At 53.7% G+C, this 13765-nt stretch carries 12 protein-coding genes; 7 read left to right on the top strand and 5 right to left on the bottom strand.

The window, feature by feature from the left end; all coding sequences use genetic code 11:
- The first annotated feature begins 196 nt into the window (after positions 1-196).
- The 4 genes from ACTVJH_RS07790 (at position 197) to cooS (ending at position 7444) form a co-directional block, all read left to right on the top strand.
- Positions 197-1888: a bifunctional aspartate transaminase/aspartate 4-decarboxylase gene (locus ACTVJH_RS07790; protein WP_455989158.1), complete on the top strand. Its 1692-nt coding sequence runs from the start codon at positions 197-199 to the stop codon at positions 1886-1888.
- Between the two features lie 595 nt (positions 1889-2483).
- Positions 2484-3065: a flavodoxin family protein gene (locus ACTVJH_RS07785; protein WP_455989156.1), complete on the top strand. Its 582-nt coding sequence runs from the start codon at positions 2484-2486 to the stop codon at positions 3063-3065.
- Between the two features lie 74 nt (positions 3066-3139).
- Positions 3140-5203 carry an amidohydrolase gene (locus ACTVJH_RS07780; RefSeq protein ID WP_455989154.1) on the top strand — a complete coding sequence of 688 codons (2064 nt, stop codon included), beginning with the start codon at positions 3140-3142 and terminating at the stop codon, positions 5201-5203.
- A gap of 363 nt (positions 5204-5566) precedes the next feature.
- Entirely contained in the window at positions 5567-7444 is a 1878-nt protein-coding gene (gene cooS / locus ACTVJH_RS07775; protein WP_455989152.1) for an anaerobic carbon-monoxide dehydrogenase catalytic subunit, read from the top strand.
- A 36-nt stretch (positions 7445-7480) separates the two neighbouring features.
- On the opposite strand, the gene ACTVJH_RS07770 is transcribed toward cooS, so the two are convergent.
- A complete protein-coding gene (locus tag ACTVJH_RS07770) occupies positions 7481-8278 on the bottom strand; it encodes an HD-GYP domain-containing protein (RefSeq protein ID WP_455989150.1) in 798 nt (265 codons plus the stop codon).
- A gap of 144 nt (positions 8279-8422) precedes the next feature.
- Here ACTVJH_RS07770 and ACTVJH_RS07765 point away from each other — a divergent pair, with 144 nt between their 5' ends.
- From ACTVJH_RS07765 to ACTVJH_RS07755, 3 genes are read left to right on the top strand one after another with little or no spacing between them, the layout of a single operon-like run.
- Entirely contained in the window at positions 8423-8731 is a 309-nt protein-coding gene (locus ACTVJH_RS07765) for a DUF883 family protein (protein WP_455989148.1), read from the top strand.
- A 26-nt stretch (positions 8732-8757) separates the two neighbouring features.
- On the top strand, positions 8758-9093 hold the full coding sequence (locus tag ACTVJH_RS07760; protein ID WP_455989146.1) for a phage holin family protein: 336 nt from the start codon (positions 8758-8760) through the stop codon (positions 9091-9093).
- Positions 9090-9302, top strand: coding sequence for a hypothetical protein (locus tag ACTVJH_RS07755; RefSeq protein WP_455989144.1), 213 nt, complete (start codon positions 9090-9092; stop codon positions 9300-9302). The genes ACTVJH_RS07760 and ACTVJH_RS07755 overlap by 4 nt, the downstream gene beginning before the upstream one ends.
- Positions 9303-9457: 155 nt before the next feature.
- Here the strand turns inward: ACTVJH_RS07755 and ACTVJH_RS07750 are convergent, their stop codons facing one another.
- The 4 genes from ACTVJH_RS07750 to ACTVJH_RS07735 form a co-directional block, all read right to left on the bottom strand.
- Entirely contained in the window at positions 9458-9841 is a 384-nt protein-coding gene (locus ACTVJH_RS07750) for a pyridoxamine 5'-phosphate oxidase family protein (RefSeq protein ID WP_455989142.1), read from the bottom strand.
- A gap of 287 nt (positions 9842-10128) precedes the next feature.
- On the bottom strand, positions 10129-11343 hold the full coding sequence (locus tag ACTVJH_RS07745) for an MFS transporter (RefSeq protein ID WP_455989140.1): 1215 nt from the start codon (positions 11341-11343) through the stop codon (positions 10129-10131).
- A 9-nt stretch (positions 11344-11352) separates the two neighbouring features.
- On the bottom strand, positions 11353-12468 hold the full coding sequence (locus ACTVJH_RS07740; RefSeq protein ID WP_455989138.1) for a pyridoxal phosphate-dependent aminotransferase: 1116 nt from the start codon (positions 12466-12468) through the stop codon (positions 11353-11355).
- Complete coding sequence (locus tag ACTVJH_RS07735; RefSeq protein WP_455989136.1) at positions 12449-13756, bottom strand: hypothetical protein; 1308 nt, start codon at positions 13754-13756, stop codon at positions 12449-12451. The genes ACTVJH_RS07740 and ACTVJH_RS07735 overlap by 20 nt, the downstream gene beginning before the upstream one ends.
- Positions 13757-13765: the final 9 nt, after the last annotated feature.

Genomic DNA, 13765 nt, shown 5'->3' with positions numbered 1-13765 from the left:
CATAAAATCGAAAACTTACCGGCAAATGTCCTTGGAAGCATTTTGGAACTAGTCCAAAAAAATATGGATAGTTTCGTTGGTGAAAAAGGACTTCTTGTCAATAAAAACAAACTATTAACGACTAATCGCTAACCCCGAAAGTCGAGACCAACAATATGTCCTGGCAACCGCAACCCATAAACGAGGAGAAACCGTTTTGAAAAAATCCCGCATGCGTCTGTTACTCGCCGGACTGTTCGTGTCTCTTGCCCTCTTTTGGACCGGCATCTCCCTGGCAGCCGATGTCCAGCCGTTAAGCGACAAAGAACGCCAGGAATACGCACTACTGAGTCCTTTTGAATTCAAAAACGAACTCGGTGATGCAGCCAAGGTCTCTGGCAAGCCAGTATACAATGCCGGAAGGGGCAATCCGAACTTCATCAATACCAGGGTGCGCTACGCATTCAGCATGCTGCACCGCTTTGCACTGGACCAGTCTCTGGCAGTCAAAAACGCTACGGATCTGGCCTTTCCCAAACGCGAGTCAACGAACATGGCCGCTGCCTTTCAGACCTTCCTAAGCGCTCAGGAGGATCAGGAAAGTGCTGCGTTTCTCAGTCGGTGCGTAAACCATGCCCACAAGCAATTGGGTATCGCCCCCGACGTGTTCGTGGCGGACATGGTCGGCGCCATCCTGGGTGACTTTTATCCCACGCCCTCGCGCATGCTCACGGTCCCGGAAAAGGTGGTCGAGGCCTATCTCAAAAAGCTGCATTTTCCGGCAGGAAAAATGCCCACCAGCCGATTCAATCTGTTTGCCACAGAAGGCGCCACTGCGGCCATGAACTATACCTTCAAAACCCTGAAGGAAAACTTTTTGATCGCCCCCGGGGACAAGATAGCCCTGATCACCCCGATTTTTTCTCCCTATATTGAGATCCCGGTTCTCAATGATTTCGAGCTGCAGCCCATCTATGTCTCGGCCTCCGAGGCAACCGGCTGGGCGGTTCCCGATGCCGAACTTGATAAACTCAAGGATCCGAAGATCAAGGCCCTGTTCATGGTCAACCCCATGAATCCGGGCGCGGTGAGCATGAGCAGCGAAAGCGTGGACAAAATCGCAGCAGTGATCAAGGACCACCGCCCGGAATTGATCGTGCTCACAGACACGGTCTACAGCCCGTTTGTGGACGAATTTCACGACGTGCTCCAGGTGGCTCCGCAAAACACTATCGGCGTATTCTCCTATTCCAAATACGTGGGCGTGACAGGATGGCGCCTGGGGGTCATCTTTGTCCAGGACGACAACATCTTCGATGCGATGATCCAAAAACTGCCCAAAGATAAAAAGGAACTCCTGCGCAAACGCTATGAAACCGTATCACCGAACCCGGATGCCCTTGCTTTTATCGATCGGTTGCTCATCGATAGCCGGGATGTGGCTCTGGCCCATACCGGCGGTCTGTCAACTCCACAGCAGGCGATCATGACCCTTTTTTCCATGTACGAACTGCTGGACACAAAAAGTGTCTACAAGCAAGGGGTCCAGAATCTGCTCAAAAACCGTCTCGCTCTGCTCTACACAGCCCTTGGTGCGCCTGCACCACAAGGACCGACCCAGACCTCATACTACACCCTGATCAATCTGCGTGATCTGGCCACCCGACTCCACGGTCCTCAATTTGCCGCATATCTGACCGAAACATTCACGCCTTTTGATCTGCTCATGAACCTGGCCGAGTCCTATCAGACCGTATTGCTGCCCGGAGTGGGCTTTGCCGGTCCGGACTGGACAGTCCGCGTCTCCCTGGCCAATCTGCCGGATGCGAATTATTCCTACATCGGCACCAGTCTGAAGGCCCTGATGGAGGATTTTCATACCTACTGGAAAACAACAAAGGCTCAATGATTCAGAGCCCTGAAAAGCAGGTACATCGAAACCAGGAACGGATGCATGAGTAAAGAAGCGGTGTCCATCTTCCTGTACTGAAACAGGTTGTTCAACCCGTTGTCACGAAGAAGGCCGGACAGTTTGCTTGCAACTGTCCGGCTTTCTTGCTTCTCAAACAACCTGAATGAACTTGAAGCCTCGATACTACCAACACGCATCGCCCCAAAAAATCCGTCCCGTTTCCGTCACACAATGTGCCTTGGTGGAGACAATCAAGACGTGCAATCTCCGTGTGATCTTTGACACCCCCCTTTCTTTGCAGGTAGCATGGAAAAGATGAGTAGCTTACTCGTGAAGGTCTGCCATGAAAAAAGAAAATCGAAAGACGTAAAACTGCACTCAACGCCCGGCATAGTACATATGCCTCGAGGAGCAGAGAAAAAACCAGAGGGAAAAATGTCTTTCTCTGTGCCGTTCTCTGATCCTCGAGGGAGCCTGCGAACGGGCGTTGGCGTTGAACCCGTTGCCGGGTTGCGGGTATATGCCTGCTTTGGGTAAGATACCATCCGAAAAAAACCTGCATCATTGAAAACATCAATCAAGGAGCGAATCGATGATCCTTGGAATCGAAGGGAGCCCGCGCAAAGGCGGCAACTCCCACACAATGCTGAGTGAAGTCCTGGCCGGAGCCCAAAATGCCGGCCCGTTTTGCCATGAGGTACATTTACGGGATTACAGATACGAGCCCTGCGTAGGATGCGAAAAATGTCGCACCGACAAGATCTGTACCCGTTTTCAGGACGGTATGACCCTGCTCTATCCGCAGTTGCTGGAGGCAAAGGGGCTGGTTCTTATCTCTCCGGTGCACAACTACAACGTCACGGCCTGGGTCAAGGCGTTCATCGATCGGATGTATTGCTTTTATGACTTTGAAAATACCCGGCCAAGAGGCTGGTCCAGCCGGCTGGCAGGGCAGGGACGCAAGGCGGTCATAGCGGCCATTGCCGAACAGGAAGACAAAAAGGACATGGGATTCGCCCTCGAGGCCATGCGGCTCCCCCTGGAGGCCCTGGGGTACGAGATCGTGGCCGAACTGCCTGTACTCAGATTGTTCGACCGGGGAGTCATTCGTGATCACCAAGAATTGCTCGAACAGGCCAGACAGGCGGGAAGAAAACTGGCTGAAGCCCTCTGAAGGATAGTGTCCGTTTGATTTAAAAACGGAAAAAGGCAGAACATATCCGCATCGTACAGACATCAGGAGGTCGCATGAATTGCCCGAAATCTTCCGAATCGATTTTATACAAGAAACTTGTCAAAAAATATCATGAACTGCTCGGACCTGACAAAAAACCCGTTGATGTGAGCAGATACCCACCAGACCCGACCCCTCTCGAAGAAATTGAGCTTGAATATCATCCCGATGCAGTTGCCGATCTGGTTATTACAAATGCCTGCCTGGGCACAGGACCCAAAAAATGCATTCAGGATATCTCCATTACAGACAATCTCATCACCCGGGTCGGTTCGTCCGATGAGATTGAAAAAATGACAGGTGCGACAACACGGGTCATTGATGCCCGTGGCAACAGTGTTGCTCCCGGATTCGTGGATTCTCACCTGCATCTTTCCGTTGCGATGCAAAGGAAGGGAACAGGTGATGTTGAAGAGGTTGAAAATGTTGATGCGTTCAAAAAACGAATCGCCGATTATCTCAGCGGACATCCCGAACTCGAGGCATTCTATGTTTTCGGCCTGCATTATTTTGACGAACCTGTCATTCCCACACAAACATGCCGCCATTTTCTCGATGAACTGGTAGACGACCGACCACTTGTTGTCTTTGCCCACGACCTGCATACGGCCTGGGCGAACACAGCGGCCCTTGAAGAGGCGGATCTTCTGCATGAAATGCCGCCATATCCCTATCTGATTGAAGAGCTGGGGCTTGAGGAAAAGATAGTCCTTGGGGATGACAACCTACCAAGCGGAGAATTTCGCGAGCCTGAGGTCTATTACTTTCTCTGCGGTCCGCTGCAGGCAAAATTCGCCAAGTCAATTGAGGACCAGCTCGACGACCTCGAGGCCGTATGCCGTGAACTGAGCCGGCAGGGAATTACCGGAGTTCACAGAATGGGACTGGCCCAGCCGGCAGAAGACATATCCTTTCTCATGCTTCTGCTCGAGCTTGAACAGCAGGGACGCCTGCCTTTGCGGGTGAATACCTCCATATCTGCCGTTGCAGACCGAAACATGGTTGAAGATGTTCTCAAGGCCTATAAGGCGCACAAAGCTCTGAACAAGGCCCGAAGCAAAGAAATCACAGCAAAAGAGCTGCATGACGAACTGCTGACAATTCTCGGCCAGAGTACAGAGGACAGACACGCTCACGTGAAGGATGTCAAAACGTCTGAAGCAACCAGCCTGCCTCATCTTACGACCCTCAAACTGCTTTCAGAACATATCCGTGATGTCATCAAGGACAAACATCACAAACACCATGCCCAGCGAGCCAATCCTCATATTAAAAAGGACATGCCGTCTTACCTTGCGTCTCATTCCAAGGTCAGATGCGATACCATAAAGATTTTCATGGATGGGGTCATTGAAAAGGACACAGCCTTTCGACTGGATCAAAAGCCCTCGCCCGGCATTCCCGAATTTCACCAGGCGGACCTTGATATTCTCGTTCCCCTTGCCGACAGACTCGGACTGCAGGTTGCTGCTCATTGTATCGGTGATGGTTCTGTCAAATCGATGCTCGATGCGGTTGCAACGGCCAGGAAGGAAAATGTGGAAGTTGACAAACAAAGAGGACACAGAATTTACCACCGGATAGAACATATCGAACTCTGCCATCCCGAAGATATTCCACGCTTCGGGGAGAATCACGTTGTAACGTCCATGCAGCCCCTGCACGAACGTCCTCCCAAAACGCTGTGGCATACTCTCGTACCCCGAAAGCAGTGGGATACCTCTTTTGCCTGGCAGGATGCCCTGCAAAACAATGCATTTCTCGTATTCGGCAGCGACTGGCCCATTGTATCCAGTGACGTTCGAAAAGGAATCAGCCATGCGGTACGACGCAAACCATGGTATGACGGAGCACGCAACCAGGCCGTCACGCTTGAACAGGCGGTTGATGCGTATTCATCGGCAGCGGCAACCAGTGGATACTGTGGAAAAATACTGGGAAAGATCCGACCGGGTATGCTGGCAGACCTGGTCATACTGTCTGGAGATATGGAAGATCTGCAACAAAAAGACTACAACCTGGATATTTTGTTTACCATTTGCGACGGTACAATTGTTTATGAAAACAAAACGGGTTGAACATTCAGGCCGAAAACCAAAGATTGCCTTGTAACGGTTGAGATACCAACATCGGGATGACGATCAAAGAAAACCTGCGTCTTTGGGGCTCCTTCTGAATAGTTACATAACTACAAGATATTCTCTTCTTTTTGCACATAAATCGCTCCCCCAGACAAATCCCCTTGACGGCATTTGACGCGGTTAGCAACCCTTCATTCATCGTTAAATCTGACCAGCAATCAGAGCCGGCATGGTTTGCATATTCCCTCAAACCTGATATCCGTATAAAAGAATCAGAACCATCTGGACGAAAAGGAAAAAGCCACGTATTCCGAATCTACTCCGCGCGCCCTGCCGGAGGACAAACCACAGGGAGGAGCCATGGCCAAAGTCAAACGAACCATCGACGATCTGACCATCTGGGACGATGCCAAGCAGATGATCCGCAAGGCCCATAAGGACGGGGTCGAAACCGTCTGGGACCGCCTGGAACAACAGGAACCACATTGTCCCTTCTGTGAAAAAGGTCTGACCTGCCAGAAATGCGTCATGGGTCCCTGCCGCATCAGCGACAAAAAGCCGAAAGGAGTCTGCGGCGCGGACGCCGACCTGACCGTGGCCCGCAATTTTGGCCGGTTTGTGGCCGCGGGAGCGGCCTCCCATTCAGATCATGGTCGGGATCTGGTGGAAACCCTGCATGCCATCGGCAAGGGCAAGACCACGGACTATACAATCCGAGACGATGCCAAACTCAGACGTATCGCCGAAGAGATCAACGTGCAGGCTGAGGGAAAAAGCGTCCAGGAGCTGGCTTTGGCCGTGGCCGAGGCCATGATCCAGGACTTTGGTTTTCTGCATGACAACCTGGGATTCATGTCTCGGGTGCCCCAAAAACGCAAAGACCTCTGGGCGAAGGTGGGCATCACGCCGCGAGGCATTGACCGCGATATCGTGGAAATGATGCACCGCACCCACATGGGGGTTGACTCCGACGCGGTCAGTCTCTGTCTGCACTCGGCCCGACTCTGTCTGGGCGATGGTTGGGGCGGGTCCATGATCGGCACGGAACTCTCGGACATCATTTTCGGCACGCCCACGCCCAAGGTGGGCCAGGTCAATCTGGGCGTTCTCAAGACAGACCAGATCAACATCCTTGTCCACGGCCACTCCCCCATTGTCTCGGAAATGATTCTGGATGCGGTCAACGATCCGGAAATCAAAAAGGAGGCAGAGGCGACCGGGGCCGCCGGCATCAACGTGGCAGGCCTTTGCTGTACGGGCAACGAGGTACTCATGCGGCAAGGCATTCCCCTGGCCGGCAACCATTTAATGACCGAACTGGCCATCATCACCGGTGCGGTGGAACTTATCCTGGTGGATTATCAATGCATCATGCCCAGTCTGGTGCAGGTGGCCGACTGCTATCACACCAAATTTGTATCCACCTCGGACAAGGCCCGATTCACCGGTGCAGAACATGTAGAATTCAACCCCACCAATGCCAAGAATCAGGCCCGCAAACTGATACGCATGGCCATCGAAAACTACCGCAACCGCGATCAGACCCGTGTGGACATTCCCCAGGGGCCGGTCGAACTGATGACCGGCTTTTCCAACGAGGCCATCCTGGGCGCTCTGGGCGGCACCCCCGATCCCCTCGTCGATGCCATCAAGTCGGGGCAGATTCGCGGGGCCGTGGGCATTGTGGGCTGCAACAATCCCAAACTCAAGCATGACTACGTGCACACGATCTTGGCCAGGGAACTGATCAAAAAAGATATTCTGGTTCTGGTCACGGGCTGCGCAACTGTGGCCATGGGCAAGGCCGGACTGATGATGCCGGAGGCCGCGAATCAGGCCGGGGAGGGACTCAAAGCCGTCTGCACCGCTCTGGGCATTCCGCCGGTTTTGCATGTAGGCTCCTGCGTGGACAACTCACGCATCCTGCATCTCTGCGGTGTGCTGGCCAATGCCCTGGGTGTGGACATCTCCGACCTGCCCGTGGCTGCCAGCGCCCCGGAATGGTATTCTGAAAAGGCAGCCGCCATCGGCCTCTTCGCCGTCGCCTCGGGGATCTACACCCATCTTGGCCTGCCCCCGAACATCACCGGTTCGGAAACAGTCACCAATCTGGCCCTGGGCGGCCTGGACGACGTCGTAGGGGCATGCTTTGCCGTGGAACCCGATCCGTACAAGGCTGCCGAACTCATCGATGCCCGCATCAGCGCCAAGCGGACGGGACTGGGCCTTGGCGCTTAGCCACGTACCCAGGCTATCATTCTGCCCGCAAACCAATCATGGCGTATATATGGTTTTCTCCGAAAAGGAAGATTCCGGCAGGGATGGGTTGTCCAGTTCGGTGATAAATAGGGTTACGATATCAGGATCAAGGCTTGGGCCTGCCAGTTCTTCAAGGATGGCGCAGGCCTCTGCCTGGGTCCGGGCATCCTGGTAGCATCGCTGGGTGGTGATGGCGTCATAGCAATCGGCAACGCTGATAAACCGAGCCGCACGAGGAATCTCATCCCCCTTGAGCCCTCGGGGATAGCCCTGGCCGTCGAGTCGTTCGTGGTGACAAAAGACGAGTTCGGGAACATCGCCCAGAAAATTGAGGTTTGCCAGGATGTCGTGGCCCCAGGTGGGATGCTTGCGGATACGTTCCATCATGGTATCGTTGGGGCGGGTATCTTCGTTGCTGAAAATATCATCGGTGAATCCGATTTTGCCGATATCGTGTAAGATACCTGCCAGCCGTATGGATTCCACATCGGCGTCGCAAAGGCCTGCCCGGAGGGCCGTACGAGCGGCCATATCGCCGACCCTCTGACCATGGCCCCGGGTATAGGAGTCACGGGTGCCCAGGGCATCGGCAATGCTTTGGACCGTACACAGACTGTTTTGTTTGATCTCTGCGTACAATTGCTCAAGGCGCATCTCTCTGGCCTCGATGCGGACCATCATCATGCCCACGGCTTCGGCAATTCGGCGGATGATCTCGGGGTGCTCGTCCTTGGTCAGCTCCATGATGTCATTGGAGTAATCCCCAGCGGCAATGGCCTCGATATGTGTGATCAGACGGCTTGTATGTTCCATGAGATGGCTTTCCGTTGGTTTGGAGATGAAGTGGAGGTATGAAAAGATCGCAAGTCCATGATGCTCCTTACAGGTGCTCCATGGAGCAGTCGATCCACGTATTCAGTATGTATCAACGCGGCCTGACCGCACAGGAGGAAGAATATGAGTGACGTGCAAAAGAGAAAACAGAGCCTGCAAGACGATCTGAAGCAGCTGATGGCGGACACCAAGGACTTACTCAACTCTACTGCGGATGTCTCGGACAAAGCGGCCAAATCCGCACGAGCCCAGGTGGAGGAAAGCCTGAAGGCGGTGAAGGACCGGTTTGAATCGGATATTTCCGCTGTCGGCGACAAGGCCGAGGAACAACTCCACGTATTTGACCAGCAGGTACGAAACAATCCCTACAAGACGATGGGTATCAGTTTTGGCATTGGAGTCCTTTTGGGATTCATCTTTGGTCGCAAATAAGGCTGCTTGTGCAGATAAGGAACACAATGATTGAACGGGCACCAAAATTATTTTTGCAGATTCTCCAGAATCGGTTCGAGCTGCTCATCCTGGAATTGCACGAGGAGAAGATTCGGGTGGCACGACAGATTGTGCTTGTCATTGTTGGAGCATTGCTCGGGGTGACAGGTCTTATCGGACTCGGCATGCTGATTGTCTATCTCACGCCGCCGGCATATCGAGTTCTCGCTGCTTCCCTCATCGTCGCGGCGTTTATTGCCGCAGCGGTTGGATCGTTTGTTGGTGTGCAACGACTCGCTTGCCGTCATAAACCCTTCGAGGCAACCCTCTCGGCACTCAACAAGGATATCTCCAAGACATGAGCAATCACCACAAACTGCGTGACATCGAAGAACAAAAACGCCTGCTAGTTGCCAGGGCCGACCTGCAGCGTTCAACGTTTCTGCTGCTCACAAGCCCTGCCTTCAAGGTTCTCAAGGCCGCGGAAATAGGTATCCTGACAATCAAAATCAGCAAGATGGTTGCCCGCTGGATGAAACCCCAATCCGGGTGCACGGACCATGAAAGATAAGCCAATCGTCATCGAGTGGAAGCTGTTTCTTTAGATCCATTCATATCTACGTACAGGCAGCTCTGACGATACCTGCCTGTTTCATGGGGACATTACGCAGCCCTCGTTCAACCGAAACTGCCTCCGGATTGACACAATCCGGAGGCAGTTTTCACTTACGCGTTGGTCCCGATCAGCGGCAGCTCCTTATCGACCCGAAAGTAAACAAGATATCGAATTTTTCCTTTCGGTTCCAGTTCACTGGGGTAGCAGCGCCTGCACATCTCGAACAAAAGATCACTGTTCTCCTCTTCACGCAGCATGGTCAGAGAAAGGCGTTTTCCCTGAAAGCCGGGTCCGTCCTCCATGAAAAGATAATGGGCCCTGGGGTTTTCCTGAACATTGTTATGGCTGAGTTTGCTGTTCATGATCAAGGCGATCGAACCGTCATCCATGACATGGGGCCTTGAATACACTGCGGCGTTAACCGCTCCCGACCCGTCCGATGTGGATAGTATTCCAACACCTGTCGTACTTTCAAAATACTCCTTCAAGCTCATAATCACCCCTCGACATATGCTCTATAGATAACGCTGAATGGTCAGGAACGACTTCAATGCCCGACCCTGACACGAACTCCCGCCTCGCCCTTTTCTCCGCGCCCACACGGGCGGAACAATCTCTTTCCCTTCACAGGGAGGCTCCACACCTACCAGATACGCGTGGCATTGGCCAGCAGTGTACCTCTCAATGCCAGGACAAGTGTGAGCCAGCCTTATATTTCAGGTACTTGCATAAAAGCAAAAGTACCTTGGACGGTCCTCTTTGTTTACAAAGCGTTTTCCCCTCAGCACGAATTGGACGACCTAAAATTCTGTTCCTTCGGCATACACACGACCAGGATGCACGCCATTGCCATGACGCTCTGCCCTGTCGCCACCCCAAACAGCCCCCAGAAGGGGACTCCGGCCGAGAGCATAATCCCACCCACAAACGGCCCTGCGAAATAGGCTGCATCCGTGGCCGTCAGCATCAGATTGGCATTCACCCCCCGCATTGCCGGGGGCGAGATCCTGAACATGACCGACTGCAAAAGCGGAAACGCAAATCCCAATGATCCGCCATACACAAAAGCGGCCAGAAGAAAGAGCAGAGGCGTTTTTGCCACGATAAAAACACAACAGCTCACTGCCAGGACAAGAAGTGAGCCCACAAGAAGCCTGCGCTGATTGAACCTGTCAAAAATCGCATTACCCACCAGGCGCAGGATAATGGTTCCGCCCAGAGATACCGAGAAAAAATAGCCGGGATTACTCAGCTCTATCATCCTTCCGTAATCGTTCATAAAATAAAACAACAGCGTGGACGTCATAAAGGTGAAAAAATTCGCGATCATGATCATGCCAAATCCCGGAGTCGCAAGATTTTCTCGCATCTGCCTCCATGACGGTCGCCCGACAACCGGCCGCGATGCCGCCTCCTTTTGGCAACGATTTCGCAGGGGGAGCATCACCAGCAGTGCAGGCACGACAATGACTGCTGACCATGAATAGATTGTCCCCATGTTGTCCACATGAGGAAGCACCCACCCGATGAGCGGGGGAATGGCCGCGAACGGGATAAGCGTATTCAGGGTGAAGATGCCGAACATGGCGCCGCTTTTGGCCGGGGGAATCAATTCCACCAGAACCGCCAGGCTGGCTGAAACCAGAAAGACGAAAGCCACGCCATGAAGCGCCCTGATTGTAAACATTGCCGTCACCCCTGTGGCCAGGGGATACAGCAGAAACACGATCCCGGTCAGGACAAGGCTGGCACAGATGATATCCACACCGTTGGAGCCATTGAGCCACGGGCTGACGATGGGTCGCAGGACAAAGGCGGCAAGGGGCTGCAGGGCCAGCAGCCAGGCACGCCAGCACGGCGAAATGCCGAGATCTCCCAGGTAGCTGTAGAAATTGTAAAACACGGCGATAGTGCCGAAACCGAAAAAGGCCACGAAACATAAGGCAACAAAGGGATAGGTGTATATCCTGTTCGAATCAGGGGAGGCCTGCACCATAGGGAAGGATTATCCTTTTTGAAAGACAGCTTGAAATGCCGCGCAGAATTCTTCCATCACGACATCCTGCACCAGACTGACCCTGATCCAGTTGGGAAAACGAAATCCCGTCATGGTGCGGACCATGAGCCCCTTGCACAGGAGTTTGCGGTGCAGCAAGGTATCTGACATGGGCGTTTTGACCATCATGTAGTTCCCTTCCCCGACGATGTACTCAAATCCCATTTCAGAGAACAGCGCAGTCAGCATCTGCTTGCCACGGACCACCATGGCCCGGGTCTCGGCCACAAAATCAGTATCATCGCCAAGGGCCTCGGCTGCGGCAAGTTGCCCGAGCGTGTTCACTGAATAGGCCACATGAGCTCGCCGCACGATATCCACCAACTCCTCCGACGCACAGAGCAGACCTACGCGCAGCGCTGCAAGGGCGTACATCTTGGAAAACGTCCTGAACACGATGAGATTCGGGTAGGTTTCAAGCAACTGCATCCCATCGGGATAGTCGGCCTTGTCCACATATTCGAAATACGCCTCGTCCAGAACCACGATCTGCTCGCCTCCCACCCTGTCGAGGAAACGCGTCATCGTCTCCTGATCCCAGTATATGCCCGTGGGGTTGTTCGGATTGCAGAGGAATATGATCTTGGTCCTGTCATCCCTGGCGGCAAGCATGGCCTCTGGATCGAAACCGTACGCTTTCAATGGGACCAGACGGGCATCCAGACCGGAGAATTCGGCCACCCATTCATAGACAGCAAAGGTTCTGTCCGCAGTGACAATATTGTCGCCCGCTTCACAAAAGGCTTTGACAACGCAGGAGATGAGTTCACACGAACCGTTTCCGACCAGGAACTGGTCCGGACTCTTGGCGAATGTATCGGCGAGGATGTGCCTGAGGTCACGGCTGTCCCCGTTGGGATAGACCGGGATGATGCCCGCCTGGACTCTCTGCATCATCGTTCTCACGGCTGGAGGCGGACCAAGAACGTTTTCGTTGTTGTTCAGCCGATGCAGATGGTCCAGCCGATACAAGCGCATCAACTCCTGGTCCGGAGGACTCGGGTAATACGGCTCGAAAACACGGATGTGACTCGGAACGAGCCGATCAAGCGGAAGGTTCGACATATTGAAAGATCACCACATCGGATTGACCGCCATGAGGCAGCAGCAATGCCGGGATGAAATTGTTGGCCAGAAGATCAGCGCCCAATGCGGCCTGCCATCCCAAAGAAAGATCGATAAAAAAGAAAATGTTCTTGAACCCCTCCGTGCGCAATGTTTCTACATGGCGTTTCAGATTAACGGCGTTATCGTTCCCGTTGAGCATGGGCCTTAGCACAACCTCGCTCAACTCCCGTGACAACCGGGTTGAAAACACCGACGCATCGGCAACCCGCTCACCCATATCCGCCGTGAGCCGAATGGTGCGCATCAGCACGTGCTCGTCGTACTTTTTTTCAAGATAGGGGATAAGATCACCATGCGCCCACACCGAGGCCCCGAAATCCTCCCGCAACTGCCGAAACCAGACCGGTAGGACAAAGACGCCGGCACCATCGACCGCGTGGTAGTTGACCTCTCCCAGCCGTTCAAAGCCGTGCTGCGACATATCCTCCGTGGCGATATTGCTGAAAACGATCTTTGCCGAAGTCCGGCCCAAGGCCATGATCATTTCTTCCACGAGACACCCTGAAACGGCCTTGTCAACGGCAAACGAATAGGGCCCGAAAAAGGCAGCGCTTCCCTCGGAAGGGGTTTCCCAGCAGATCATACCGCAGATGGCGTCTGAAGCATCCACAGCAAAAAGCATGTTGATTTCTCCGGCGGCAACCATGTCGGCGACCTTGCCGGGCGTCTTGAACCAGACGGGTATTTGATGGACGGGATAAAGCCCACGTGTGGCAGCGCAGACCTCCAGTATCATGGCCGGCTCCGATGCATGGACGATAGATAGTTCACCGCGAACGTCACGCCGCACAGCCGGGGGAACCTCCGTCTCGGGATAGACACGATCCACCGTCAACGAGATTCTCGTCTTTCCCTTGAGCCGTTCGACGTGAAAACCGTCCGTCATTCTCGAGGCCAGCAGCAGGGGCATGGCAGCGGACATGTCATGCTCGCCGACACCTACAGAGGCCGTTATGTTCAACGGCGACAAATCCGTTCCTACGGATTCGAACTCGGCTTCAACGGCCACAAAGGTACTCTTTCCCCGGATCGTGATGGATATCTCTCTGCCGGGAAGTGTGCCTGCCAGGTGGAGCAGCAATTCCTCCACCCCCATGGTTAATCGGAGCATCTTGGCCGGAGCCAAGTCGAAAACCCTTGCCCCGTTCTCGGCCGCGGCCTGTGCCAGCGGAACCCAGGCCGGGTCAGCTGGAATGGTTATGGAAACGGATTGATCGAAAATCATGTCAACGCC

The sequence above is a fragment of the Desulfoplanes sp. PS50 genome (assembly GCF_053851535.1).
Note: the sequence above shows the minus strand (reverse complement) of the source record. Positions and strands in the feature narration are given on the sequence as shown.

Excerpts from the sequence above, each read along its gene's own strand:
- ACTVJH_RS07750 (WP_455989142.1), bottom strand. The coding sequence starts at position 9,841 with ATGAGCTTGAAGGAGTATTTTGAAAGTACGACAGGTGTTGGAATACTA.
- ACTVJH_RS07745 (WP_455989140.1), bottom strand. The coding sequence starts at position 11,343 with ATGGTGCAGGCCTCCCCTGATTCGAACAGGATATACACCTATCCCTTT.
- ACTVJH_RS07780 (WP_455989154.1), top strand. The coding sequence starts at position 3,140 with ATGAATTGCCCGAAATCTTCCGAATCGATTTTATACAAGAAACTTGTC.
- ACTVJH_RS07735 (WP_455989136.1), bottom strand. The coding sequence starts at position 13,756 with ATGATTTTCGATCAATCCGTTTCCATAACCATTCCAGCTGACCCGGCC.
- ACTVJH_RS07760 (WP_455989146.1), top strand. The coding sequence starts at position 8,758 with ATGATTGAACGGGCACCAAAATTATTTTTGCAGATTCTCCAGAATCGG.
- cooS (WP_455989152.1), top strand. The coding sequence starts at position 5,567 with ATGGCCAAAGTCAAACGAACCATCGACGATCTGACCATCTGGGACGAT.
- ACTVJH_RS07740 (WP_455989138.1), bottom strand. The coding sequence starts at position 12,468 with ATGTCGAACCTTCCGCTTGATCGGCTCGTTCCGAGTCACATCCGTGTT.
- ACTVJH_RS07785 (WP_455989156.1), top strand. The coding sequence starts at position 2,484 with ATGATCCTTGGAATCGAAGGGAGCCCGCGCAAAGGCGGCAACTCCCAC.
- ACTVJH_RS07765 (WP_455989148.1), top strand. The coding sequence starts at position 8,423 with ATGAGTGACGTGCAAAAGAGAAAACAGAGCCTGCAAGACGATCTGAAG.
- ACTVJH_RS07770 (WP_455989150.1), bottom strand. The coding sequence starts at position 8,278 with ATGGAACATACAAGCCGTCTGATCACACATATCGAGGCCATTGCCGCT.
- ACTVJH_RS07755 (WP_455989144.1), top strand. The coding sequence starts at position 9,090 with ATGAGCAATCACCACAAACTGCGTGACATCGAAGAACAAAAACGCCTG.